Here is a 23,090-nt window from a genome sequence, read left to right as displayed (position 1 = left end):
TGGGGCTCCATTCCGGGGGTTTTTACTAGTGCAGGCCCGGTTGCGGTTGGTGGTAATCGCCCTTCTTCAGGTTTGCCAGATAGGTTTCCAGTGGTTCAGGCCGGGCAATACCATAGCCCTGGACGTAGTCGACCCCAAGCTCACCCAGCTCCTGCAAGACACTGGCGCTCTCGACGAACTCCGCAATTGTCTTTAACCCCATAACGTGGCCAATATTATTGATCGCCGCCACCATGGCGCGGTCAATCGGATCGCTAGCCAGGTTCTTGATAAACGTGCCATCGATCTTCAGATAGTCCACTGGCAGGTTCTTGAGGTAGCCGAATGAGGACATCCCGCTTCCGAAGTCGTCCAGGGAAAAACGACATCCCAGTGCCTTCAGAGTCTGGATGATGTGGCGTGCCTTGCTCAGGTTGGCGATGGCTTCTGTTTCGGTAATCTCAAAGCAGATCACCCGGGGTGAAACAGCGAAACGCTCGAAGCAGCTGTAGATGAATGTAAGAAAGCCCTCATCCCCCAAGGATGCGCCCGACAGGTTGATGCTGCAGGTTGAAACACAGTTTGAACCTGCCCTGGCAAGCTTGGCAAAGGCGGTCTCGAGGACCCATTGATCAATGCTGACCATCAGGCTGTAGCGCTCTGCCGCCGGAATGAAGGCCATTGGCTCCACCAGCTTTCCATCCGTATCCAGAAGGCGAAGTAATAGCTCGAAATGCCCACCCTCTTGGTCAGGCCTCGCCGACGACGCAGACGCCGTTGTCACAATGGTCTGGCTATGCAGACAGAACCTGTTTTCCTCGAAGGCATCGCGGATGCGCCCCACCCATTGGGTTTGCCGAAACCTGTGGGCCAGCGCCTGGTCATCCATGCTGTAGAGGTGGATCCGGTTGCGGCCGTTCTCCTTGGCAAGATAGCAGGCGTTGTCGGCAGCGCTGAGCAGGTCGGCCAGAGACCAGCTGTTGTCGGTAAAGTTGACCTGGCCAATACTGAGCCCGACTCGAAACGGCTTGCCTTCCCAGGTAAAATTGAGATTCTCGAGCTCTTCTTTCAGCGCCCTGGCAATACGGGTGGCAGCTGACACGGAACAATCCTGCAACAACACTCCAAATTCATCGCCTCCCAGGCGCGCCAGCAGATCGGACTGCCTGAGGTGCTTTTGCAGCACCGGACCAAGCATGCGCAACAAGGCGTCCCCCGCCAGGTGGCCACAGGTATCGTTGACCACCTTGAACTGATCGAGATCCAGGAACATAAGGCTATGGGAACCATCCACTCCCACCGGTGCGTCCAACAGGCTATGCAACCGTTGTTCAAAGGCACGTCGATTGAGCAGCCCGGTGAGACCGTCGTGGCTTGCCTGGTAAGAGACCTTGGCCGCCAGTCTGCGAGCGTGGGTGACATCATGAAACACCATGACTCCCCCGATGAGCCGACCCTCCCGGTCCCGGATGGGCGCCGCCGAATCTTCGATCGCAAACTCTGTACCATCCCGATGCCGCAGCATCGTATGATTCGCCAACCCGACAGTGTTTCCATGAACCAGCACATGCCCAAGGGGGTTTTCCACCGGCTCGCGAGTCTGTTCATTGAAAAGCCGGAAAACCTCAATCAGTTGAAGCCCGCGGGCTTCGTCTGCCGACCAGCCGGTAAGGGCTTCGGCAACAGGGTTGAGGTAGTTGACCCGGCCTTCAATGTCGGTCGTGATCACGCCGTCACCGATGGAGTTCAGGGTGACCTGTGCCAGTTCTTTTTCAGCGAAGAGCTGGTTTTCTGCCTGCTGGCGGCAGGCGATCTCCCGGTTGAGGGCGTTGACGCGCCGGGTGATCTCGACAAAGCGACGGTTTGCCGCACTCTCGACATAGCAGCGAACGATCACTTGAGCAGGTGAGCTCCTGTCAACCCAGAGTCTCGCGCCGTAGGTGATGTATCGCTCACCGGCCACGCTGGTGACCACAACCAGGCCACGAAGAAACTCCCCGCTGCGGACCCAAAGTCTTATGGACGCTTCCAGTTTGGCCGGTTCGTTAACCAGGTCGTGCAGTTTGCTTCCGTTGTCCAGACCGCCAAAGGCCTTCCGCGCTGCCTGATTCATGTCGAGAACCCTACCCTCAGAGGAAAGCAGCAGAAGGGGCTCGGGCAGCAGATTCTCGAGTGATTTGTCGTCCATGTCCGACTCAGGCATCAAGGTCAAGATTGGAAGTACTCTTGCCCAGGGGCAGCTTCAGACTCTGCACCGGGCTGGAGATGAATGACCACTCGGCACCCCCGATCGCCCCGGGCTATTGTCTCTTCCAGGGTTACTTTGGCGTAACCAAGACTTTGCGACGCGATCATGCCAAACACATTGCTCGTCATCATGCACATGGAGGGTCGCCCTACTACCTCCGCGGCAAAGGGGCAGGCCCTGTTTCCCAGTACAATACGGTTATCGTTCTGCTCGACGATGTAGAAGTCGCCTTTGATTCTGCCCTTGAGGTCCACGAGTACATCGGCGACCTGGGCGCGGGTCAGCCTGGACACACCCAGAGCCTTTTTATAGTCAAGATCCATCTGGTTCCCCATATTCTGGCCGACAATGCTGATGAAACCTGACGCCTCTTTAAGCCCGACAATATCTTCCAGCACGCCGGAAAGTTCGCGTATCAAATTGCGAAGAAAGAGATCTCTCTCGAGGGGTATGTCCAGCTGGATCAGGGGGACACGCCTGGATTCGGTATCAACGGTTGCCATATAAGTTACCTGTTGACTGGCAACGCCGGGACGGGGCGGCATTGCGCGGGGAGTCGGGCGACAGAGAATGTCCCTGACCTGATTGCGCTGTGAAAGCCGCTAATCAGGATACAACAGTGTAGAGGAGCGGAAGATTGCTCCGGCGTTACAATCTGGTTATGTAAAAAATGCGGTAATGGGTGGATGAGCCCTGTGGTTATTGAAGTTCAAGTGAAACAGTTCTACTTCAGGTACTATGCTAATCAGAGGGAGAAGCCCTAAGCGGGCACATAGAAACAGATTGCTTCGCAGAGTTATCACTGAGCCATTTCATTCGTGATAGCGGAATTTCAAGGAGAGTTATATGGCAGGGCAGCCAGACACCTTTGAGCTTTTCACCGATCTGACCGAGGCACTTGCTTCGGCCTGCTCAGTGGTTTGCGCGGCGGTCATTGTCAAAGGCGAATGCTCTCCCAGCCATCTCGTCGGTGACGAGGATGCCGCCAAACTGTTGCTGACGCTCGAAAGCGTTCAGGCGACACTAGAAGACGGGATTCCGCGAACGGAGATGCCTCCATTTAACGCGCCTCTGGCAGCCGCTGCTTTCATCGCTGTTGAACCCCTGAGCGTGCCCTACCAGAAAGCACCGGCGCCAGTCATTGCGTTCGCGGGCGACCACCTTGCCGATCGTGATCGCGCGGTGGCTCTCCTGCACTCGCTGACGGCGGAAACCGGCAACGAGCTGATGAGATTGAGGCAATCGCCTTTTTTGGCAGCGGCTCTCGCGGAAATTGAATGCGGAGTGACCATCGCTGATCCCAGTCTTGAGGACACCCCGTTAATTTACGTCAACGCCGCATTTGAACGCATGACGGGTTACCCGAAAGCCGATTTGTTGGGCCGTAACTGCCGCTTTCTTCAGGGTAATCTGACAGACCAGCCCGGCCTTCGAATCATTCGCAACGCCCTCTCCCGCGGCATGGATTGTACAACTGTGGTGACCAATTACCGCAGTAACGGTGAGCCCTTCGAAAACCGGGTCAAGCTCCGAACGCTTCGCTCGAATGATGGCGCGCTTTCTTACATTATTGGCATTCAGCTCGATGTCACCAGAGAACATGCTGCCCTCGACTCGCTGGCCCGGCAAAAGCATCGCTATGAAAGCCTGATTGAAACGCAATCAGGCTACATCTGGCTCATGAGTGCGGAAGGCGAGCTCATGGAGGTGCCCGAAAAGTGGCTTGAGCTAGCCGGACTGCCATCGTCAGGCGGCCAGCCGGATCTTGCAGCAATTCGTGACGCGTTGCCACCGGACGCTGCGCAAGCATTCAAGGAGGGATGGGTAGAGGCCCTCAGAAATACGACTCCGTTTCAGGTAATCTATCAGCTACCCGCCAGGAGCGATTCTCCAAGGTGGTTCCTGGATCGTGTCACGCCGGTGCTCGATGACGAAAACGGGCTCCTTGAGTGGATCGCCGCTTCTCAGGACATTACTGACCTGAAAACCGCCGAGAAGGAAGTTGAGCGTGCTGCGTATGAGGATCGTCTGACCGGCCTTCTGTCCCCGGAGGGTTTTGCTCAACACCTCGACGAGCGCCTCAGGGAGGGCGACCTTCACCCTGCGAGTCCGGTGGTTGTCGTCGACATCAAGGCCCTCAGAGAAATCAATAATACTCAGGGCTATGACGTCGGAGATGAGGTGTTGCGGGAGGTCGCCCGTCGTTTGAGAACCGAGATAGGCGAGCATGGATTGATTGCGCGCACCGGTGGCGACGAATTTACTGTGCTCGCTCCACTCGATTGTCAGCGCACGAGGCGTCGATTGCGGGAATGCATGGCGGCCGTCTTCGATGTTCCCTTCCAAATCAGAGGCTTTGCTTTCCACGTTGATGCATCATTCGGTTATGCAAGAATCCGAAGCAGCGCCGGCGATGCCCGCAAGCTCATGACCGACGCCGCGTTGGCGATGCATCAAAGCCAGCACAATCCCTCCGCGACCTGGACCCAATACACAAAAGCACTTGAGCACCAAACCCGCGAAACGGTTAACCTGACCACGAAACTTCGTCGTGCCCTTGAAACCGACCAACTGGAACTGCACTACCAACCCCAGGTTGATCTGGTGAGCGGCGGCATTGTTTCGGCTGAAGCCCTGCTACGCTGGAATCATCCACAGGTGGGCTTTATTGCGCCAGATCAGTTCATCCCGCTGGCTGAACAGAGTCAGCTGATCGGGCCTATCGGGGACTGGGTATTACGCCAGGCTTGCCGGGATCTCAGGGCGTGGCGTGACGGCGGGCTCCCGGTCACCCCGGTATCGATCAATTTATCCCTGATCGAGTTCCAGCTCGGCTCCATTCCGGACAAAATCCGTCACGCACTGGCGGAATTCGATCTCCCGCCCGGGATGCTTACCCTGGAGATTACGGAAAGCGTCTTCGAGCAACACAGTCAGGCTTTGAGACAGGATCTAGAAACTCTCAGCGCAATGGGGGTTCGCTTGTCTCTGGACGACTTCGGAACAGGCTATTCGTCACTGGGTCATTTGAACGACTATTTTTTTGATGAAATCAAAATCGACAAGAGCTTCATTTTCCAGTTGGATGAGGGCCCCTACTCTCAGGCCATCGTTAAGGCCGTTGCCGTCATCGCCGCAGCGCTTGGCGCCGATGTCGTGGCCGAAGGGCTTGAGCTGGTGAGCCAGGTAGCGACAGTCCGACAGCTTGGTTGTACTAAAGGACAGGGTTATCACTTCAGCCGCCCGGTTACAGAATCCTGTTGGCGCCAATTATTGATTGACCAAAATGCCTTCGCTTAAAAGGCCTTGGCGCTGGCGCAAAGAGTCATAGCTCGTCAAGAGTCCTTCCTCGCCTGACGCGAACAATGTCCGCCATAATGGCCAGTGCAATTTCGGAGGGGGTTTTGCTGCCAAGGTTGAGCCCGATCGGCATGTGAATGCGGTCGATATCGACCTCACTCAGCCCACCGGTGCGGCGAAGGCGTTCGGCTCGGGTCTGGGATGTGCGAACAGACCCCATCACACCGATGTAGCTCGCGGAGGTTTTGACGGCCGCCATCATTGCCAGATCATCAATACGGGGATCGTGCGTGACTGCAACCACAGCGGTGGATGGCGTACAAGCACCCGCAGACGCAATGTACAACGAGGGAAGCTGAGGGACGAAATCAACGCCTTCAGGCAGTTTCAGGCCGCGGGTGACTTCTTCCCGTGGGTCGCAGAGCACCACCTGGTAACCCAGGCTGACAGCGAAACTTGCACAGGCCTCTGCAACCGTTGAGTAGCCTGCGAGGATAAGCCTGGCGATGGGGCCGACACGTACTCTGACAAGCTCCTCTGCCTCCTCCCATAGCACGCGCGGCCCCAACGCCCCAGCTTCGTCGAGCCAGCACTGGCCATCCGTAAGCCTGACATGCCGGGCGAGCTCCTTTTCTCCCGACAGGGCTTCCCTGACCTGCTCAAGGTGAGCCAGGTTCCCGGGAGTGGCGGACATTCGCTCCACCAACACTTCCAGAGTGCCGCCGCAGGGCAAGCGAACGCGGGCATTTTCGGGCCCGTTCGACGCTGCGCCATAGTGGACGATGACCGCAGGCAACTCATATTCACCGTCAGCCAGTCGCGCCAGGAAGTCCTCCTCAATACAGCCGCCTGAAAGTGACCCCAGGTGCTCAGCATCTGAATTGGCCACCATCAGAGAGCCGGGCTCCCGCGGCGATGAACCGAAGGTGGACAACACCGTGCACAGCCAGACTGCCCGATCATTCGACAGCCATTCGATGGCCTGCTCAACCACCCGATAATCCAGGCTTTGCATAGACGTCAGCTCAACTGGTTGCCCACAGGAAGGCGGCGGATGCGTTTTCCGGTCGCCGCGTAAATGGCATTGCACAGGGCCGGCGCAACCGGCGGCAGGCCGGGTTCGCCGGCACCGCCCATGGCGTCGTCGGGATTATCGATCAGGTGTACCCGGACCACTTTCGGCGCGTCTGGCACTCGTGGGATCAGGTAACTGTCAAAGTTATCCTGCTGGGCGACACCATCCTTGAAGGTCACCTCGCTTTGCAGTGCGATACCAATGCCCATCACACAAGCGCCCTCCATCTGGGAGCGAATGCGCTCCGGATTGGCCTGGGGCCCGCAATCAAAAGCAATGTCCGCCCGATGGATGGTCAGCTCACCTTCTTCGTCCACCTCCACATCAAAGACAATGGCAGTGTAGGAGACAAAGCTGTGGTGGAAGGCCAGGCCCAGCCCTCGCCCTTTGCCGGTCTCGCGCCCCCAGCCGGCTTCCTCGGTGGCGCGCTCAATCACCCGGCGCATGCGAGCCACATCGATGGGGTACAGGTCCGGGTCTTCGCCATAATTCCAGCCGTCGCCGACGGTCAGGTTATGAACTTCCCGGCCCGGCCCGAGCAGGTCCAGCACATAGTCCCTGTGGTCTTTACCCGCGGCCACGGCCATTTCATGGGCAAAGCTCTGGATCGCCCAGGCATGCGGCAGATTATAGACCGAACGGAACCAGCCGATGCGGACATGGGCCGGCGCCGGTGGGTTTTCCAGCCGGATCGCGGGAATGCTGAATGGCATGGTGTTGAAGCCCATGCCAAGCTCGAATTCACCTTTGTGCTTGGGGTCCGGAGCAAAGAGCGAGCCGATGCTGGGAGACAGGGTGCGGTGGCGCCAGCTGGTCGCCTTGCCCTCTCCGTCCAGGCCCGCTTCCAGGTGATCGACGGAGACCGCGTGGAAGTAGGCATGATGAATATCATCCTCACGGGACCACTGCAGTTTGATGGGCTGGCCCTCAAATTCCTTGGCAAGCCGCGCCGCCTCGGTCACAAAATCCGGTTTCGATTTTCGTCCAAATCCGCCGCCAAGCAGGGTCTGGTGAAGGGTAACGTTTTCCAGGTCCATCTCCAGTATTCCGGCAATACCCTCACGGGTCGCCCTCGGGTTCTGGACCGGGGCCCAGGCTTCGGCCTTGCCGTCCTTGACTCTTACCACGGCTACCGGTGGCTCCATAGGGGTTTGTGCCATGTGGGGCATGTAATAGGTTGCTGATACCCGCGTGCTGGCCTCCTCCAGAGCGGACTCGACATCGCCGGACTGACGGACGACTTTGCCGGGGGATTGCGCCGCCTTTTCCAGGGCCTCCCGATACGTCTCAGAGGTGTAATCGGCATTGTCCCCCGCCGGGCCGTTGTCCCACTCGATCTTCAGGGCCTTGCGGCCCTCCATGGCAGCCCAGGTATTGGTGGCCACCACAGCAACACCACCCAGCGGGCTAAAGGCCGCGGGCTGACCAGTGCCCTCAATGCGAATTATCTTTTTAACCCCGAAAACCTTCAGTGCCTCACTGTCATCAACGCTTTTGACCTTGGCGCCATAAACCGGCGGGCGGGCCACGACCGCGTAAAGCGTGTTCTCAAGGTCTATATCGGCGCCAAAAATTGCCTTGCCGGTGACAATATCCTCTCCATCAATGGCCTTGGGGTAGGCTGATTTCAGCTCACCGTTGATCAGCCCGGACTCCTTGCCAATGAAGCGCAGCTCGCTGTCGGATTTCAGAACCAGGTCATTCCGCCCGGGAACCTCAAGTTCCCGCGCCGCTTTTGCCAGTTCTCCAAAGCCAAGTTCTTTGCCCGATGGCTGGTGAACCACCTTGTGGATCCCGGCACGCACCTCATGTACCGGAACATCCCACTGATTGGCAGCAGCCTGTTCCAGCATCAATCTGGCGGCAGCCGCTGCACGGCGCATGGGATCATACCAGTGGCGCATGCTGCGGGAGCCATCGGTGTTCTGGTTACCGTACTTGTCCTGGTTGCCCTGAGCCTGTTCTACCCGGACCTGGTCCCAGTCCGCGCCCAGTTCATCGGCAGCCACCAGCACCAGGCTCGTGCGGATACCCTGCCCCATCTCGGCACGGTTGTTCACAATGGTAACCAGGCCATCGGAATCAATGTGGATGAACACGTTGGGGTCATCCACCCAGCCTCCCGGCATCGCACCGGCACCGAACTGGGCCTGCTCGTTGGCCAGCCCCAGATCCCAGCGGGCTGCCAGTAACAGTGCCGAGCCTCCGGCAAGCCCTTTCAGCAGGCCGCGACGGCTGACATTGGCGAGCAGCAGTGTATCGTCTGATTGGCTCATGAGCTGGTCTCCTTGTCTGCAGCCCGTTCAATGGCCGCCAGGATGCGATTATAGGTGCCGCAGCGGCAGAGGTTGCCAGCCATGGCGTCGACAATTTCCTGGGTATCAGGCGCCGGAGTCTTCTTGAGCAAAGCTGTGGCGTTCATGATCTGGCCACCTTGGCAGTAGCCGCATTGGGCCACTCCCAGGTCGAGCCAGGCTTGCTGGACTTTCTGCCCCACGGGGTCGTCGGCCATGGCCTCAATGGTGGTGATCTCGCCCTTGGCTGCGGAAACGGGCGTGACACAGGAACGTGTTGCTACCCCATCCAGGTGAACGGTACAGGCGCCGCACTGGGAGATACCGCATCCAAACTTGGTTCCTTTCATGCCGACAACATCCCTGATGGCCCACAGCAGCGGCATGTCGTCGGGAACGTCCAGCTCGTGCTGCTGCCCGTTTATGGTCAGATTTATCATCGATCTCTCCCATGTTTATGGTGTCGGGCCTGATGTTGAAATTAGCCCAAATAATAACCCTAGTACTTTTATGTCGGTGGTACCACTTCGCACGGAGTTTTATAGGGCTGATTTTACCGGGCTGCGAGACGGCTTGCTCCAGGTTTCAAGCGGAATTCCGCCTGGCTGCCAGCTGCGGCCATATGGCGTTCTGAGCGCAGCGCGCAGTGGGCTGGGATGACCTCTCGAGGTGACCATGTCGTCCACCAGCGAGTCTGAGGAGGTGATTATGTAAGGTTCCAGTAACCGTAAAAAAATTCGATAACCTACTCGATCACCGTTAGGGCAATAAAGGGGCGGCTTACCTGGCGGGGCTTGCCTTTATACTTATGTTTGATAGCCCAAATCTTGTGCAGTGATATACCCTCTGCTAGCTTTTAGAGGTCAGTCATGACTAACAACAACGTGACTGCCCTACCGCTAAAACAAGACCTTGACCGCCTTCTAAAAGGCTTTTTACTGGCAGAGGAAAACGCCATGGACGATCTGAAAGGTAAGACCGCAATTGTTACAGGTGCATCCCGAGGAATCGGCAAAGAAATCGCACTACAGCTCGCCAAGCGCGGCGCGGACGTGGCAATCAATTACGTGTCCCGTGAAGCTGACGCAAACAAAGTGGTAAAAGAGCTCGAAGACCTTGGGGTGCGAGCCCTGGCATTCCAGGCAGATCTGTCGCAGATGACAGCGGGCCGGGAACTGGTGCGCAAGGTTCATAAGGAATGGGGGCGAATTGACATATTGGTCAATAATGCCGGCATCACCCGCGACAAAGCGATGAAGAACCTTACCGATGAGGACTGGACAGAGGTTCTCGATACCAACCTGGGGAGCGTCTATGCAACCTGCTCAGAAGTTTGGCCGATCATGATGGAACAGAAGTTTGGCCGTATCGTGAATATCACATCATTCGTCGGGCAGGCCGGTAACTTTGGACAGGCGAATTACGCCGCCAGTAAGGGCGGGATCATCGCTTTCACAAAAACCCTGGCACTCGAGGGAGGACGGCACAATATTACCGTCAATGCCATTGCGCCGGGCTTTACCGAAACCGAAATGCTTGCCCAGGTACCAGAAAATATTCGTGAGAAAATCATCTCCCGCGTGCCCATGGGCCGCTTCGGCCAGCCCGAGGAAATTGCCAAAGCCGTGGTGTTTATAGCGGCTGATGGAGACTACATCACCGGCCAGCAGATCAACGTCAACGGTGGCGTCTATATGTAACAGGTATTCGGGAGAGCGGCTTTGCGGACGCTCTCCCGCATCCGTTTTTAATATCTCCCCCCCACCTCCCCCCGATGCAGCGAATGTTTCGTGCTACTTGACCGAAAGTCTGAGACTGAAACCGAGAACTGAACACAAAATTTGTGGTCTTTGACTTAGGACAAGTTGAGCGTTGCGACTTTTTGCTGAAATGCCGGCAGCTGTTCAAAATTCACCCAATGACAGCGCAGACAAGGCCTGTTTGGCAGGCAATTGTGAAAACCTTAATCGCAGAAGGAATTGATCCATGGCCACTGATACTTTCCGTTATACCCTCTCCTCCGAGCCACTGAACCGCCTCAGCAAACTGATGATGGAGACTTACAAGGATGCTGCAGACGCACAGATGAGTAGCCTACAAAGCTATATGGAATTGCTTGAGGAACAGGCGAACTCGGCTACCGCCATTCGAGATTTCAAAGGTATCAAGAGTTTCGTCGTGGAACAGCCCACTCGTCTCAAGCAAGTGGTGACGCAGATGGCAGAAGACACGAAGCAGTTTTCAGGGATTGCCCAAAACTTTCGTAAGGAAGCCTTTGAGGTTTTTCGGGCCCGCCTGATTCCTAACGCTGATGAGACGGGAAAATCCAAAACCACTGGATCTTGAACGTTACGCGGCAAACTTCCAGAACGGCGTTCGCAAACGCTGTTCGACAACTTCCGGCGGGTAGCCAACGTCTTTCAGGAGGCGTGGCTCGGTGGTCAGGACAAGGTGGAGGAAGTGACGCTTCATTCTCCACCCTTTGTAAAGTGACGCTGCTTTGCTCATTTCGATCGTCCATTCATAGGTAACAACAGGGTAAACCGTTACCGGTTTTCGTTAGTTACCTATTCTATGGACGACGGCTCTTGGGCCCCATACTTGGAAACCACTACCCCGCCTCTTTGCGGGGCCTGGAGGGCTACTTAATTATACCTATCCCTGGCCGTTGGACTTCTGCACGAGCGTTTTATAGATGTCATCCTTCAACTGCAGCCGCTGCTGCTTCATGCGGTGAAGTTTGTCGTCACCAATCGGAGCATCTCTGCGCTCAAGTCCCTCGATTTCCTGATCCAGCTCTGAGTACTGCTGGAAATTTTCCTTGAACTTAAGGTCGCTCTTTTTTAATTCGTCGATCAATTCTTTGTATTGCGGAAATTCTTTGTGAAGCTCGTGGTTGGAAATGCCCATTACCTCGTCTCCTTCTTATCGCAGAGTGGTTGGGCAGGATGCCATTACTGCCCGCAACTTGTGAACAGCCGAACCGCCCGCTAACCGAAAACCTACAGATCTGAAGCCAGTGGTTCCAGCCCTAGTGAATCCTTTAAATCCCGGTAGTTATCGCGATAGACAATGGCGCCCAACGCCATGGCGGCCTTGATGGCCATGCGGTCAAAGCTATCACGAATCAGGCCGGGTATGTTGGTTTTCAGCCTGACGCTGGCCGTCTCAATCAGTACGGCTCCCATTACCAGCAGGGCGTCGATCCTGCGGTTTTCACGATCGCCGTCCATGATATGGCTAGCGAGGGCCTTTGCGTCGCCCAGGATCACTTTCTCGTCCTCGTTCAGGCTTGCACCGTCAAACTCCATAAAACTCTGGAACCGCCCTGCCCGCTTCAACATGAACGCTTCCTTCACGGCCGGATCGGCTTCGTCGGTTCGGGGTTTGGTGTTGAGCAGCCCATGGAGGTGGAAGTCAACCTCGCCACTGGCACGCTTCTGTTCGAATACCTCCCTGATGTCTGCACGGGCAATGCTGGACGTGGTTTCCATGGCCTCGGCAATCACTGTTTCAAACGTCGTTTTCTCCACCACATCCAGCACCCTGCGAATCGTGTGGATAGACTTCATCAGTTCGGGCCATAACCTCGGGTCTGCTTGCCGGGGTTCCGCTGGCAATCGTGCTTCCATGGCGCGGGCGCTGAAAAATGCCTTCTCCACATCCTTGATCGCAACGCCGGGTTCGTTGGCAACCCATTTGACGCCGTAGTCATTGAGGTCTTCAATCAGGCTTGAGGTGAGGATAAGCAGGTAATACTTCATACCGAGGGGAAGGTCTGTCATATGCAACACTCCTTCACGACACGTTTTTAAAACGAGGTCCTGCTTACAGGTATAGCTGATTACAGGCCGAGTTCCAGCATTATCTGATGGTGTCGCCGCGCTCTCCTGTCACCAACCGTTACGCCTTCCTATGACAAAACGCTAATAGCTGGGGGCGATCAATAGGGTATAGGATGATTAAAAGAATTTGAGCACTGACCTGTTTATCTGAGGAAAATGGCACATGACGTACGCGCGAATTGTCGGCACGGGCTCTTACCTGCCTGAAAATGTCATGACAAACGAGGACATCGAGAAAATTGTCGATACCAGCGACCAGTGGATTCGTGAGCGTACCGGAATTGAGCAACGGCATATCGCAGTGGAAGGAGAAACCACCGTTGACCTGGCCGAAAAGGCCTCCCGCCTCGCCATTGAAGCGGCCGGCCTGCAACCTGCCGACATTGATCTGATCATCTTCGCAACGTCCACGCCCGACAAGATCTTTCCCAGCTCAGCGTGCATCCTGCAAGCCCGGCTCGATATCCATGGCTGCCCTGCCTTTGATATCCAGGCGGTGTGCAGTGGCTTCGTGTACGCCCTGTCGATTGCCGACAAGTTCGTCAAAACCGGCAGCAGCAAACGGGTCCTGGTAGTGGGTGCAGAGCTGTTCTCACGTATTCTGGACTGGGAAGATCGCGGTACCTGTGTGCTCTTTGGCGACGGCGCCGGCGCCGTAGTGCTGGAAGCCAGCGAGGAAACCGGTATTCTGTCGACCCACATCCACGCCGACGGCAAATACGAAGACCTGCTCCATGTGCCCTACGGCATTGGCGACGGCTTCGACCAGGTTCGTGCGGGCAAGGGCCATGTGCACATGAAGGGGAATGAGGTGTTCCGGATTGCCGTGAACACACTTGGCAGGATTGTGGATGAAACCCTGGAAGCCAACCAGATGCAGAAGTCCGACGTTGACTGGCTGGTGCCGCATCAGGCCAACCTGAGAATTATTTCCGCCACTGCCCGCAAGCTCAACATGTCCATGGACCAGGTGGTGGTAACTGTGAACAAGCACGGTAACACCTCCGCTGCCTCCATTCCTCTGGCGCTGGACGTGGCAGTCCGCGACGGGCGCATCAAGAAAAACGAGGTGATTCTGCTGGAAGCCTTTGGTGGTGGTTTTACCTGGGGCTCAGCACTGATCCGTTTCTGATTGCCGCCCTCGCGATTGGCTCCGGCCGCTGGTCAGCAGGCTTGCCAGCGGCCTTGATGATAAAGTTCCCTGCCTTCGTCAGTCAGGCGATACAACCAGACCCATTGATTCTCCACCAGAGCCGCGACGTCCGGAACCTGCCGGATAACGGCTTCAATCCTCTCTGCCGGCGCATCAATCAGTACTGTTAGCCGAACCGGCTCATGCCTCCAGTAAGTGCCATCGTGGACGGACTGGAGTGGTAGCCCGATACGCAGATCGGTGCCGTTACCCTCGATGACACCAACATTACCGCCGACAACGGAGTGCAGTAGCTTGTTCCCGGCACCGTGAACATCCAGCATGGTGACAGAGGCAAAGTACTGCAGGTTGATCCAGTTTGCGACAATCATAGGTGCCGACAGTAGCGCAGCAAGTATCTCACCGCTGTTGTCCTGCGCCGGATCGTAATCGTGGAGGAAGACCCGTCCTGCCAGGTTTTTTGCCCGGGTACGCGCCCGGCTGGCAAAAATGATGGCGGCGTTATTGGCAAGCCCCCATTCCGGCCTGACTTCAGTCCAGTCTGAGGTTCTACTCTTAACCTGCTGAAATAGTTGATCATCCTCATAGCCGTTGAGTTTCAGAGCAGTGGCCCTCTCGCGCCGGGTCCGGTTACCGGCTTCCACGAACCGGCGTTCAAGATCCGCCAGACCTGCGGCATGTGAATCCGGCAGGCGTTCACAATCAAAAAGGGTTACCTCATCGGTGACCGTACAGTGCTCTGCGGCTATAGCCCAGCTATCGCCGGGAATGGAAATGCCCTCCTCCGCCAGGGCCACCCTTACCTGGGGATCATTGAACAGCTGTGCGGCGAGTCGGGCGTTGATGCCCCCGTTCTGACCGCCACAGGCACCACAGGCCAAACCGGCATTATGAGGGTTGTTCTCGGTATGGGTGCCATGACCTGTGAACACCAGCAGCGGCGCGAAATTCCGAGTCAGGGACATGCCGCGAAGGAATCCGGCCACCAGCTCAACTTTCGTGGTTTCAAACAACTGGTCACCACCGTGAAGGTAAACCAGCCGACCCGTTATCAATTCCTCCGGGTCCCGCTTGCCCCCGACTGAAGGCCGGTTGAGCGTGTCCTTGACCAGTTTCCACGCCCAGGCCAGACCGGTGGTTTCCACCAGTGTGAATGTGGACAGGCTGCCATACTTGGCCTTGCGAACGGATTCCCGCGTCATCTCCCGCTGATCAAGCGCCCTGTTCAGGGCCGCATCCTTGTCGTTGCTACCCCGGGTATCCATTACCCGATAAACAGGGGCCAGCAAGCCCGGCAGTTTCTCCATGGCCCGATACGGTCCGTGCTTATGGTGGACAATGGGTAGGCCAAAGAAGCCTGCGAATCCGATGGTCTGGATACCTGGGTACACTTCCTCCAGGTGCCTGCGCAGGATTTCCGATCGTACATCAATGCAGAACACCGCCTGAACGTCGGGCCGCTTCGAAAGCACCGTGCCGCGTTGAAAAGAACCGCTTTCGTCGGCCCTGCTCGCGGCCGGATTATCGCCCAACGCCTGCCACAAAGACCGCTGATACCCGAGTTCAAATGCCCTTTGCCATACCCAGAGCCACTCGGAGCTTTTGCCGCCGCGAAGGTTGCCCAGAGCGCGCCGGCGGTTCGCGGCAATGTTTCTCTGTTCAGGGTTGGCGTGGGCAAAGGCTGCCCATTCCCAAACCAGAAGTATGGATATCAGCTGCTCACAAACCCTGGAATCCTCACCCCGCAGTCCCGCCCGCCAGTCCACGCCACGGCACCAGGCGGCCCAGCCGGAAATGCGCATGAGCAGGCCATGACCAAACGCCAAAAGACTGTCGCTATCGAGGTCGAGGTGTTGGATTGCCTGCCGGGTTGCCTCCAGCCGGTCCCCGGGCAGCCCTTTTAACCAGCGCCTTACCCCGCGAATGCCGGTGCGGTAGTCCAACGACACATCCATCCTGACGGTCTCCAGCCAGAAATCGAACAGGCTGTCTTCGGGCGCTCGCGTTGACCAGCGAGACTGCCTTTGATCAAAAAATGCTCCGCAGGTGCGGGCAACCTGGTCTACCACCGCTGCCATTGGCCGGCCTCCCTCCACAGCTGCAGGCAGAATGTCCAGAACCGAGTAATCAGGCTGGCTCTCAGGGCGCTCCGGCCGGTAAAGCCGCTCGCAGAAATGTTCTGGATCGTCATTGATCCCCGACGCTTGCAAGCTTGCCAGCAAGTCATCCCGATTGATTCTGCCGCCCTCCCAGGCCTCGCGATAGAAGGCAGCCGGCATCAGCATGGATACACCCCGGCGCTGCCTTAGCAGGCTATCCGCATGGTGCGCCTGCTGGTCACGCAATCCCCAGAAAGGATTTACAGCAATCCACTGATCCAGCGGCCAGACTGGTGCAACCAATTCACACGCCTTCGATAGTGAGGCCAGCCACTCATCAGTGGGTTGATGACTGGACTGGTCGTCGGTCGGGCACGGGGCGGCAAGCTCGTTCATGCTTTTTCTTCCATAGTGAATGGATGGTGAGGAACCCGCGCAAGAGCAGTGGGCGCATTGAGCGCTTGCGAGGCCAGGCGCCGGGTGAGCTGATCAAATGGCATATCCAGGTACAGACCGTGACTGAAATGCCGGTAGAGGGACGCCATGAGCCTCGAGCGCGGCGCCAGAGCGATCATCAGTGACAGCATCGCGAGCACTGCCAGCAGTGCAAATCCGACGACCCAGGCACTGCCGGGCAAAACAAAGGTTGCATGCACCGGTACCGCAGATCCCAACAGGGCATGCAGTACCGTGTAGAGAGGAACAAGGAGCAGGGCCAGGCCTGCAATGCGCGCTCTTGCCCTGGCGCTGGTTCCCCGCGGCATTCCCATGGTTGCGCTGGCCACCGCCAGCACAAGCAATACGCCGAAGACAGGATTGCCCTCAACCAGCCAGGGTTGCCAGGCGAGCATGAGTGAAGCCAGGGTCGCCGTGGCGCCCGCCCAGGCCAGCCGGCTCCTGAGCGGTAGCTCCGGAAACAGCGCCACGGCGGATACCCGGACTGTACGCCCGGCCGCAAGAAACGAGTGTGCCTTGTAAACGGAGTGAGCCAATAGGTGCAGCAACGCCAGGGTGTAAGCGCCCATCCCGATTTCGAACAGCATGAAACCCATCTGGGCGCAGGTTGACCAGGCCAGAGCATGTTTTACCGAATAATGGGTCATCATGGTGATCACAGCGATGACGGCGGTTGTTCCACCCACCACTAACAGAATCATGTGGCCGGCAGTAAATCCATCGAAGACCGGGAACAGGCGCAGCCACAGGAAACCGCCGAGATTGATAACTCCGGCGTGCAATAGTGCAGAAACCGGGGTCGGGGCTTCCATGACCCGCAATAGCCAGCCATGGAAAGGTATCTGCGCGCACTTGAGCACCGCTGCCAGCGCCAGCAGGATGGCAGCAGTAGTCAGCGCGGTGGAATCCGACGGGGTGGCAGCCTGCATGGCGGTCATCTCCGGCAGCCGGAACGTGCCATAGTGATGATAGAGCAGCAGCACGCCGCCAATCACAAAAACATCCCCCGTGCGGCTGACGATGAACTTCTGTACCGCAGCAATCCGCGCCTGGGGGCGATCGGGATAGAGTGTGAGCAGATTGTGAAGCGCAAGGCTGACGCCCACCCAGGCACCCGCCAGAACCAGCAGGTTATTGGTAAATGCAAGAATCAGAACGCAGGTAATGGTTGTCAGAAACCAAGGGAGGAACCGCTCGCGGCCGGGGTCTCCCCGCAAATAATTTTCTGCGAACCGGAGAATCGCCCAGCCGATGAAAGCCACCATCAGCGCCATCCAGATGGCTATGCCGTCGGTGTATAGGCCCAGCCTCAGAGCGGCTTCTTCAAGGGCCAGACCACCACCAGACAGCAACCTGCCTGCTACCAACAACACGCCAATGGCCACTGTGGTAAGCATTGAAGCGGTCAACAGCCGGCTTGCAAGGCGCCAGCAATGATTGAGCTTCAGGGTGTCGCGTGACCGGGCGCTGAACAGGGCCACAGCGAACAGACAGACCAGTATGGTCAGCCAGAGGCCCAGCGCCAGGTGGGCCAGTGCAGGCATCAGGAAATTCATCAGCAGTCCCTCCAGGTTTTCTTCTACTTTGCCTTTTCCTGTTCGTTATATAAAATAGATAATATTGAACTTTTTGTTCTCTTTTTAAGAACCTTATTCCATGAAACTGAACTATCATCACCTGTATTACTTCTGGATGGTCGCGCGAACCGGGCATCTGACCCGCGCTGCCAAAATGCTTCACGTTTCCCAATCAGCGCTGTCGGGCCAGATTCGCAAACTTGAAGACACCCTCGGCCACGATCTGTTTATCCGCGAGAGCAGAAAACTGACGTTATCGGAAGCTGGTCGCATGGCCTTTTCCTACGCGGAGGAGATATTCCGTCATGGCGAAGAGCTCACAGCCCTGTTTGCCTCCGGATCACAGCCAAACCGGGAAGTGATGAGAATGGGGGCTGTTGCGACGCTGTCGAGAAACTTTCAGGAGGAGTTTCTGCGACCGTTGCTAGGCCGGGACGATCTGGAACTGTGCCTTCAAAGCGGGCACATCGACGAATTGTTGCGGCGGCTTTCGGCCCACCGGCTGGATGTTGTGCTGGCCAACCAATCTGTTCAGGGGAACGAGCAGAATCCCTGGCGCTCACGGCTCATTGCGCGGCAGCCGGTCAGCATCATTGGTCCACCCGGAGAACACAACCTGGTCGGTTTTCCGGCCTTTCTGAACGGCAAAAGCCTGATCTTACCGGGCCCCGAAAGCAATATCCGCCAAGGCTTCGACCAGCTTTGTGAGTATCACAGGATCTATCCGTCGGTATCTGCCGAAGTTGACGACATGGCGATGATGAGGCTGCTCACCAGGGACAGCGGGCACTATGCGGTTCTGCCACCGGTGGTTGTCCGTGATGAGCTCAATTCCGGAGCACTGGAGGACTATGGCGCCCTACCCGGCGTGTTCGAGGAGTTCTACGCCATCAGCATACGGCGCCGCTTCGAGAAGCCCGCGCTTCGGGAACTGCTGTCAAAATCCGCCGGGAGCTTCCTGACCCGGCCCGTCGATGATCATTCTGACTAACCAGCCTGTCCGAAAAAGTCATCAATGGTAGAGGTGCAGACCCGTATACTCGGTACCACACCACTTTTCCAACAGAAGAATTTGCCATGAACCATGCTGTAGATGCCTCTTCTCCCTCCATATTGATTATCGGTACCGGCTTTGGGGGGCTGGGCATGGCAATCGAGCTCAAAAATTCAGGCATTCACTCGTTCACCATGCTGGAGAAGGCCTCCGGCGTTGGCGGAACATGGCGTGACAACACCTACCCGGGCGCCGCCTGCGATGTGCAGTCGCACTTTTATTCGTTCTCTTTCGAGCCCAAACACGACTGGTCCCGAAAGTTCGGCATGCAGCCGGAAATCCTGGGCTACATGGAGCAATGCGTTGCCAAGTATGGCCTGGCCGGTCATATCCGCTTCAACAAGGAAGTCGCCAGCGCGGGCTTTGATGAAGACACCAACCAATGGACCGTCACCACCATCGATGGTGACGTCTTTACTGTCGATATTTTGATTACCGCCACGGGGCAGTTGAACCAGCCCGCCTGGCCCAATCTTCCGGGCATGGAAACGTTTAACGGCAGGGTCTTCCATTCCGCACGCTGGGATCACGATTATGAGCTCAACGGGAAAAACGTGGGAGTGATCGGCACCGGCGCCAGCGCCATACAGTTTGTACCGGAAATTGTCCCCCGGGTGAAATCACTCAGCCTGTTCCAGCGCTCCGCCGCCTGGGTATTACCAAAGCCGGACCGACCCTTTTATCGATGGGAGCAGACGCTGTTCCAGAAAATCCCGGCCTGGGATCGCCTCTACCGCTACCTCATCTACTGGAAAAACGAGAGCCGCGCCCTGGCCTTTACCCGCTTCAACAGCCTGCTGGAAATCTTCGCCTGGCAGGCGAAGCGGTTTGCCAAAAGCGAGGTGCGCGACCCGCACAAGCTCAGGAACCTTATCCCGGACTACCAGATTGGCTGTAAACGGATTCTGATTTCCAACGACTGGTATCGTGCCATAGACCAGTCCCATGTGGACCTGGTCACCACGGGTATTGAGCGCATCGTGGAGGACGGCGTAGTAACCTCCGACGGCGCCCTGCACAGAGTTGACGCCCTGATTGTGGGAACCGGCTTTGCCGCGTCCGAGTTTCTGTCACCCATGAAGATCACAGGACGTAACGGGCTCTCGCTGAACCAGGCCTGGGCCAACGGATCCGAGGCGTACAAAGGAATGACGGTATCCGGGTTCCCCAACCTGTTCATGCTCTATGGGCCCAATACCAACCTCGCCCACAACAGCATCGTTTATATGCTGGAATCCCAGTTCCGATACGTGCTCAGCTGCATTGAGACACTTCGGGCAGAACCGGGCGTCGCGATGGATGTGAAACCGGACCGGCTTCGGGATTTTTCAGCCACCGTCCAGAAAAAGCTGCAGACCAGTGTCTGGGAGTCCGGCTGTCACTCCTGGTACCTGGACAAGAACGGCAAGAATACCGTGAACTGGCCGGGCTTCACCTTTGCCTACCGCAAGGAAACACGCCGGGTAGACCCGGACGACTACGTTTTTCTTCAGCCCTCTCAATAAGTCTCCCAACTACTTCCCGGGCCTTGAGTGCAACTGCCCACGGCTCTTTCCGGAGTGGGCCATTTGACAGCTGAGCGTTAATCATAGGATGATTGGATCATCAGTTGTCAGGATCTTAAACATGAAACTCGCGCGCATTACCAAAGGCTCATTGGTGGAAACCGCTATAGAAAGCCTTCGTCAGGCCATTGAACAGGGCCACTGGGCCATTGGCGACCGTCTGCCCGTGGAAGCCGAGCTGTCGGAATCTCTGGGGGTCAGCCGCAACACAGTGCGGGAAGCGGTCCGGGTTCTGGTTCACGTGGGCATGCTGGAAACGCGACAGGGAGATGGCACTTACGTTCGGGCGACGAAAGACGCTGGAGAAACCCTTCGCCGGATCGGTCGCTCTGAGCTGAGGGACAAGCTGGAAGTGCGCATCATGCTGGAAACCGAAGCGGCAAAGCTGGCGGCGAAGCGACGTGACGCCAGAGACATCGAGAGGATGACCCTGGCACTGGACGAGCGTGGAAAGGCCGGAGGCCGTATTCAGGATCGTATCCACCATGATCAGGCCTTTCATACAGCGCTGGTGGCTGCATCCCACAACCCTGCTCTCACCGAGCTGTACGATTATTTTGCCCATGCGGTCGCGCTCACCATCGAGCAGACCGAGCTGGATTCGGAACTTCCGGAGCCCTCCCAGGAAGATCATGAGTTATTGCTGGCCGCTATCCGAAGGCAGGACGAGGCGAAGGCAGAGGCACTGGCGAAGGCCTTGCTTCAGCCCAGCCTGGACGCACTGGCGAGCCGACTCTTATGAAATTCCGCCTGGACACGTTCACCCTCCTGCTGCTGGGCGCCATTGTACTTGCAACCCTATTGCCGGTCCGTGGTGATGCCGCGGCAGCCCTGGCCACCGCCGGCACGGTGGCGGTGGCGCTGTTGTTTTTCCTTCACGGCGCGGCGTTGTCCCGGGAGCAGATTGTTGCCGGCGCCACCCATTGGCGGCTGCACATTATTATTACTGCGTTCACCTTTGTCTTCTTCCCGCTCGTGGTTTTACCCATCAACGAGATCAGCAGCTTTGCACCACAGTGGATGCCACCGGACCTGGGCCTGGGGTTTCTCTATCTGGGGGTCCTGCCCTCGGCAGTGTCCTCATCCATTGCTTACACCGCCATGGCAAAAGGCAACGTGCCCGCCGCCATCTGCAGCGCCGCCGCCTCCAATGTGTTTGGCATGATGCTGACGCCGTTCCTGTTGCTATTACTGGTGAGCACGTCCGGGGGTGGTGATTTTTCCGTGGCCGAAGCGCTCCGGGATATCGTATTGCAGTTGTTACTGCCATTCGCGGTAGGCCATGGGCTGCGGCCCTGGCTGGGAGGATTTATGGCCCGCCATGAAACCCTGTCGTCCCGTTACGATCAGTGCGTGATCTGGCTGATTGTCTACTCCGCCTTTTCGCATTCGGTGGCCAGCGGCCTGTGGCAGAACCTGCCTCTAAATGCCATTCTGCTGGCCATTGCGCTCTGCTTTGCGCTGCTGGGCTTTTTCATGGTGATGGCGATGTTCGTGGTTCGCCGGTTGGGGTTCAGCCTGGAAGATGAAGCGGCCGTGGTATTTTGCGGTTCGAAGAAGAGCCTGGCCTCGGGGCTGCCAATGGCCAAGGTTCTGTTTTCGGGGCACCCCGGCTTTGGCATGATTGTGCTGCCGATCATGTGCTACAACCAGATTCAGGTCATTGTCGGAGCAATGCTGGCGAAAAAGTATCAGGCCAGGATCAAGGCAGCGTCAGCCGCCGCCTCCCATCCCGCCGAATAGGGTCGCCAGAATGGCCAGTCCCACAATCCAGCCAATAACCGCAGGCCAGAAGTTAACCATCTGCGGCGGCTTTTCTTCCTCGGGCTCCTGGCTGGTATCGGACCTTTCTGAAAAGGTTTCGTCCTCCTGCTGGCGCTCCGGGGCATCCTGAAGGCTGTGCCAGTCGAACCAGCCTGCCAGAAACTGAACCACTGGAGCCGGGAAAGTGCCATTTTCGGCCATGGGCCGGACCTGAGGCTCCAGGGCCCGTGCGATCTCTCTCCTGAGCCGGGGCTGATCCGCCGGCGACTCACCCAGGATGGCCTTCCAGATCTTTGGATCGCTGCTTCGGCGTGAGTCATTGAGCAGCGCGCGGATCTGGATCACCACCTCTCGCACGACCTGCTGTTCAGACGCGTCCAGCCCGGCAGCTTCCGTCTGTTCCACTGGCACCGGGACGGTCTTCTCTGAGGGGGCCGGCGTCAACTCGCCGGCAATCTCCGGCTCGGCCCGGCTGCCGGGAGTCTCGCTGCCAGTAGCTTCACGGTAGGCCTGGCGCAAACGTTCCAGCTCCTCATCGGAGGCAAACTTCTCCTGGCGCTCATAGGCGGCGTCAATCAGGGCCCGGTCACGGGTGGGTTCGATCCCCAGTATTTCCCAACAATTCATAGAGTTGCAACTCATTCAGCGGATAAACATTACATTTTTGAGAGACAAATGTAA

General features: G+C 57.3%; 19 protein-coding genes. 8 read left to right on the top strand and 11 right to left on the bottom strand.

Features of this window, described 5'->3' with window-relative positions:
- Positions 1-25: 25 nt before the first annotated feature.
- Positions 26-2,167: an EAL domain-containing protein gene (locus tag DIT71_RS08005; protein ID WP_158538959.1), complete on the bottom strand. Its 2,142-nt coding sequence runs from the start codon at positions 2,165-2,167 to the stop codon at positions 26-28.
- A 20-nt stretch (positions 2,168-2,187) separates the two neighbouring features.
- Complete coding sequence (locus DIT71_RS08000) at positions 2,188-2,730, bottom strand: methanogen output domain 1-containing protein (protein WP_114612675.1); 543 nt, start codon at positions 2,728-2,730, stop codon at positions 2,188-2,190.
- Positions 2,731-3,073: 343 nt separating this feature from the next.
- On the opposite strand from DIT71_RS08000, the gene DIT71_RS07995 reads away from it, so the two are divergent.
- Positions 3,074-5,527 (top strand): GGDEF domain-containing phosphodiesterase, encoded by a 2,454-nt coding sequence (locus tag DIT71_RS07995; RefSeq protein WP_114612674.1) that lies wholly within the window; start codon positions 3,074-3,076, stop codon positions 5,525-5,527.
- A gap of 25 nt (positions 5,528-5,552) precedes the next feature.
- Here DIT71_RS07995 and DIT71_RS07990 read toward each other — a convergent pair whose 3' ends face one another.
- Genes DIT71_RS07990 through DIT71_RS07980 form a run of 3 tightly spaced genes read right to left on the bottom strand, consistent with a single transcriptional unit; the run spans position 5,553 to position 9,336 of the window.
- On the bottom strand, positions 5,553-6,542 hold the full coding sequence (locus DIT71_RS07990) for an XdhC family protein (protein WP_114612673.1): 990 nt from the start codon (positions 6,540-6,542) through the stop codon (positions 5,553-5,555).
- A gap of 5 nt (positions 6,543-6,547) precedes the next feature.
- Complete coding sequence (locus DIT71_RS07985; protein WP_114612672.1) at positions 6,548-8,878, bottom strand: xanthine dehydrogenase family protein molybdopterin-binding subunit; 2,331 nt, start codon at positions 8,876-8,878, stop codon at positions 6,548-6,550.
- The gene (locus tag DIT71_RS07980) at positions 8,875-9,336 is read right to left on the bottom strand and encodes a (2Fe-2S)-binding protein (protein ID WP_114612671.1); all 462 of its coding nucleotides are present in this window, start codon (positions 9,334-9,336) and stop codon (positions 8,875-8,877) included. Before DIT71_RS07980 ends, DIT71_RS07985 begins: the two co-directional genes overlap by 4 nt.
- 516 nt (positions 9,337-9,852) lie before the next feature.
- Between DIT71_RS07980 and fabG the strand changes: the two genes are divergently transcribed.
- Both fabG and DIT71_RS07970 read left to right on the top strand, forming a co-directional pair.
- Positions 9,853-10,596: a 3-oxoacyl-[acyl-carrier-protein] reductase gene (gene fabG, locus DIT71_RS07975; RefSeq protein ID WP_114612670.1), complete on the top strand. Its 744-nt coding sequence runs from the start codon at positions 9,853-9,855 to the stop codon at positions 10,594-10,596.
- Between the two features lie 286 nt (positions 10,597-10,882).
- On the top strand, positions 10,883-11,242 hold the full coding sequence (locus DIT71_RS07970) for a phasin family protein (RefSeq protein ID WP_114612669.1): 360 nt from the start codon (positions 10,883-10,885) through the stop codon (positions 11,240-11,242).
- A gap of 3 nt (positions 11,243-11,245) precedes the next feature.
- Here DIT71_RS07970 and DIT71_RS18380 read toward each other — a convergent pair whose 3' ends face one another.
- From DIT71_RS18380 to DIT71_RS07960, 3 genes are all read right to left on the bottom strand, one after another.
- Positions 11,246-11,368: a hypothetical protein gene (locus tag DIT71_RS18380; RefSeq protein ID WP_264756327.1), complete on the bottom strand. Its 123-nt coding sequence runs from the start codon at positions 11,366-11,368 to the stop codon at positions 11,246-11,248.
- 183 nt (positions 11,369-11,551) lie between these two features.
- Positions 11,552-11,806, bottom strand: a complete 255-nt coding sequence (locus DIT71_RS07965; protein ID WP_114612668.1) for a YdcH family protein — start codon at positions 11,804-11,806, stop codon at positions 11,552-11,554.
- 92 nt (positions 11,807-11,898) lie between these two features.
- Entirely contained in the window at positions 11,899-12,681 is a 783-nt protein-coding gene (locus DIT71_RS07960; RefSeq protein ID WP_114612667.1) for a hypothetical protein, read from the bottom strand.
- Positions 12,682-12,904: 223 nt separating this feature from the next.
- On the opposite strand from DIT71_RS07960, the gene DIT71_RS07955 reads away from it, so the two are divergent.
- On the top strand, positions 12,905-13,873 hold the full coding sequence (locus DIT71_RS07955) for a beta-ketoacyl-ACP synthase III (protein ID WP_114612666.1): 969 nt from the start codon (positions 12,905-12,907) through the stop codon (positions 13,871-13,873).
- A gap of 32 nt (positions 13,874-13,905) precedes the next feature.
- On the opposite strand, the gene DIT71_RS07950 is transcribed toward DIT71_RS07955, so the two are convergent.
- Positions 13,906-16,389 carry a YbcC family protein gene (locus DIT71_RS07950; protein ID WP_114612665.1) on the bottom strand — a complete coding sequence of 828 codons (2,484 nt, stop codon included), beginning with the start codon at positions 16,387-16,389 and terminating at the stop codon, positions 13,906-13,908.
- Complete coding sequence (locus DIT71_RS07945) at positions 16,386-18,005, bottom strand: NADH-quinone oxidoreductase subunit L (protein ID WP_114612664.1); 1,620 nt, start codon at positions 18,003-18,005, stop codon at positions 16,386-16,388. Before DIT71_RS07945 ends, DIT71_RS07950 begins: the two co-directional genes overlap by 4 nt.
- 100 nt (positions 18,006-18,105) lie before the next feature.
- Here DIT71_RS07945 and DIT71_RS07940 point away from each other — a divergent pair, with 100 nt between their 5' ends.
- From DIT71_RS07940 to DIT71_RS07925, 4 genes are all read left to right on the top strand, one after another.
- Entirely contained in the window at positions 18,106-19,017 is a 912-nt protein-coding gene (locus DIT71_RS07940; RefSeq protein WP_114612663.1) for a LysR family transcriptional regulator, read from the top strand.
- Between the two features lie 86 nt (positions 19,018-19,103).
- Positions 19,104-20,585 (top strand): flavin-containing monooxygenase, encoded by a 1,482-nt coding sequence (locus tag DIT71_RS07935; protein WP_114612662.1) that lies wholly within the window; start codon positions 19,104-19,106, stop codon positions 20,583-20,585.
- 121 nt (positions 20,586-20,706) lie between these two features.
- On the top strand, positions 20,707-21,387 hold the full coding sequence (locus DIT71_RS07930; protein WP_114612661.1) for a FadR/GntR family transcriptional regulator: 681 nt from the start codon (positions 20,707-20,709) through the stop codon (positions 21,385-21,387).
- The gene (locus tag DIT71_RS07925; protein ID WP_114612660.1) at positions 21,384-22,388 is read left to right on the top strand and encodes a bile acid:sodium symporter family protein; all 1,005 of its coding nucleotides are present in this window, start codon (positions 21,384-21,386) and stop codon (positions 22,386-22,388) included. Before DIT71_RS07930 ends, DIT71_RS07925 begins: the two co-directional genes overlap by 4 nt.
- Here the strand turns inward: DIT71_RS07925 and DIT71_RS07920 are convergent.
- Positions 22,359-23,036, bottom strand: coding sequence for a J domain-containing protein (locus tag DIT71_RS07920; protein ID WP_114612659.1), 678 nt, complete (start codon positions 23,034-23,036; stop codon positions 22,359-22,361). The genes DIT71_RS07925 and DIT71_RS07920 overlap by 30 nt on opposite strands.
- Between the last annotated feature and the right edge of the window lie 54 nt (positions 23,037-23,090).

The sequence above is a fragment of the Marinobacter vulgaris genome (genome assembly GCF_003344045.1).
Taxonomy (GTDB): domain Bacteria; phylum Pseudomonadota; class Gammaproteobacteria; order Pseudomonadales; family Oleiphilaceae; genus Marinobacter; species Marinobacter vulgaris.
This window is presented reverse-complemented; position numbering and strand designations above follow the sequence as displayed.

Excerpts from the sequence above, each read along its gene's own strand:
- DIT71_RS18380 (WP_264756327.1), bottom strand. The coding sequence starts at position 11,368 with ATGAAGCGTCACTTCCTCCACCTTGTCCTGACCACCGAGCCACGCCTC.
- DIT71_RS07950 (WP_114612665.1), bottom strand. The coding sequence starts at position 16,389 with ATGAACGAGCTTGCCGCCCCGTGCCCGACCGACGACCAGTCCAGTCAT.
- DIT71_RS08000 (WP_114612675.1), bottom strand. The coding sequence starts at position 2,730 with ATGGCAACCGTTGATACCGAATCCAGGCGTGTCCCCCTGATCCAGCTG.
- DIT71_RS07945 (WP_114612664.1), bottom strand. The coding sequence starts at position 18,005 with ATGAATTTCCTGATGCCTGCACTGGCCCACCTGGCGCTGGGCCTCTGG.
- fabG (WP_114612670.1), top strand. The coding sequence starts at position 9,853 with ATGGACGATCTGAAAGGTAAGACCGCAATTGTTACAGGTGCATCCCGA.
- DIT71_RS07995 (WP_114612674.1), top strand. The coding sequence starts at position 3,074 with ATGGCAGGGCAGCCAGACACCTTTGAGCTTTTCACCGATCTGACCGAG.
- DIT71_RS07990 (WP_114612673.1), bottom strand. The coding sequence starts at position 6,542 with ATGCAAAGCCTGGATTATCGGGTGGTTGAGCAGGCCATCGAATGGCTG.
- DIT71_RS07965 (WP_114612668.1), bottom strand. The coding sequence starts at position 11,806 with ATGGGCATTTCCAACCACGAGCTTCACAAAGAATTTCCGCAATACAAA.
- DIT71_RS07925 (WP_114612660.1), top strand. The coding sequence starts at position 21,384 with ATGAAATTCCGCCTGGACACGTTCACCCTCCTGCTGCTGGGCGCCATT.
- DIT71_RS07985 (WP_114612672.1), bottom strand. The coding sequence starts at position 8,878 with ATGAGCCAATCAGACGATACACTGCTGCTCGCCAATGTCAGCCGTCGC.
- DIT71_RS07980 (WP_114612671.1), bottom strand. The coding sequence starts at position 9,336 with ATGATAAATCTGACCATAAACGGGCAGCAGCACGAGCTGGACGTTCCC.
- DIT71_RS07940 (WP_114612663.1), top strand. The coding sequence starts at position 18,106 with ATGAAACTGAACTATCATCACCTGTATTACTTCTGGATGGTCGCGCGA.
- DIT71_RS07960 (WP_114612667.1), bottom strand. The coding sequence starts at position 12,681 with ATGACAGACCTTCCCCTCGGTATGAAGTATTACCTGCTTATCCTCACC.
- DIT71_RS07920 (WP_114612659.1), bottom strand. The coding sequence starts at position 23,036 with ATGAATTGTTGGGAAATACTGGGGATCGAACCCACCCGTGACCGGGCC.
- DIT71_RS07930 (WP_114612661.1), top strand. The coding sequence starts at position 20,707 with ATGAAACTCGCGCGCATTACCAAAGGCTCATTGGTGGAAACCGCTATA.
- DIT71_RS07970 (WP_114612669.1), top strand. The coding sequence starts at position 10,883 with ATGGCCACTGATACTTTCCGTTATACCCTCTCCTCCGAGCCACTGAAC.
- DIT71_RS07935 (WP_114612662.1), top strand. The coding sequence starts at position 19,104 with ATGAACCATGCTGTAGATGCCTCTTCTCCCTCCATATTGATTATCGGT.
- DIT71_RS08005 (WP_158538959.1), bottom strand. The coding sequence starts at position 2,167 with ATGGACGACAAATCACTCGAGAATCTGCTGCCCGAGCCCCTTCTGCTG.
- DIT71_RS07955 (WP_114612666.1), top strand. The coding sequence starts at position 12,905 with ATGACGTACGCGCGAATTGTCGGCACGGGCTCTTACCTGCCTGAAAAT.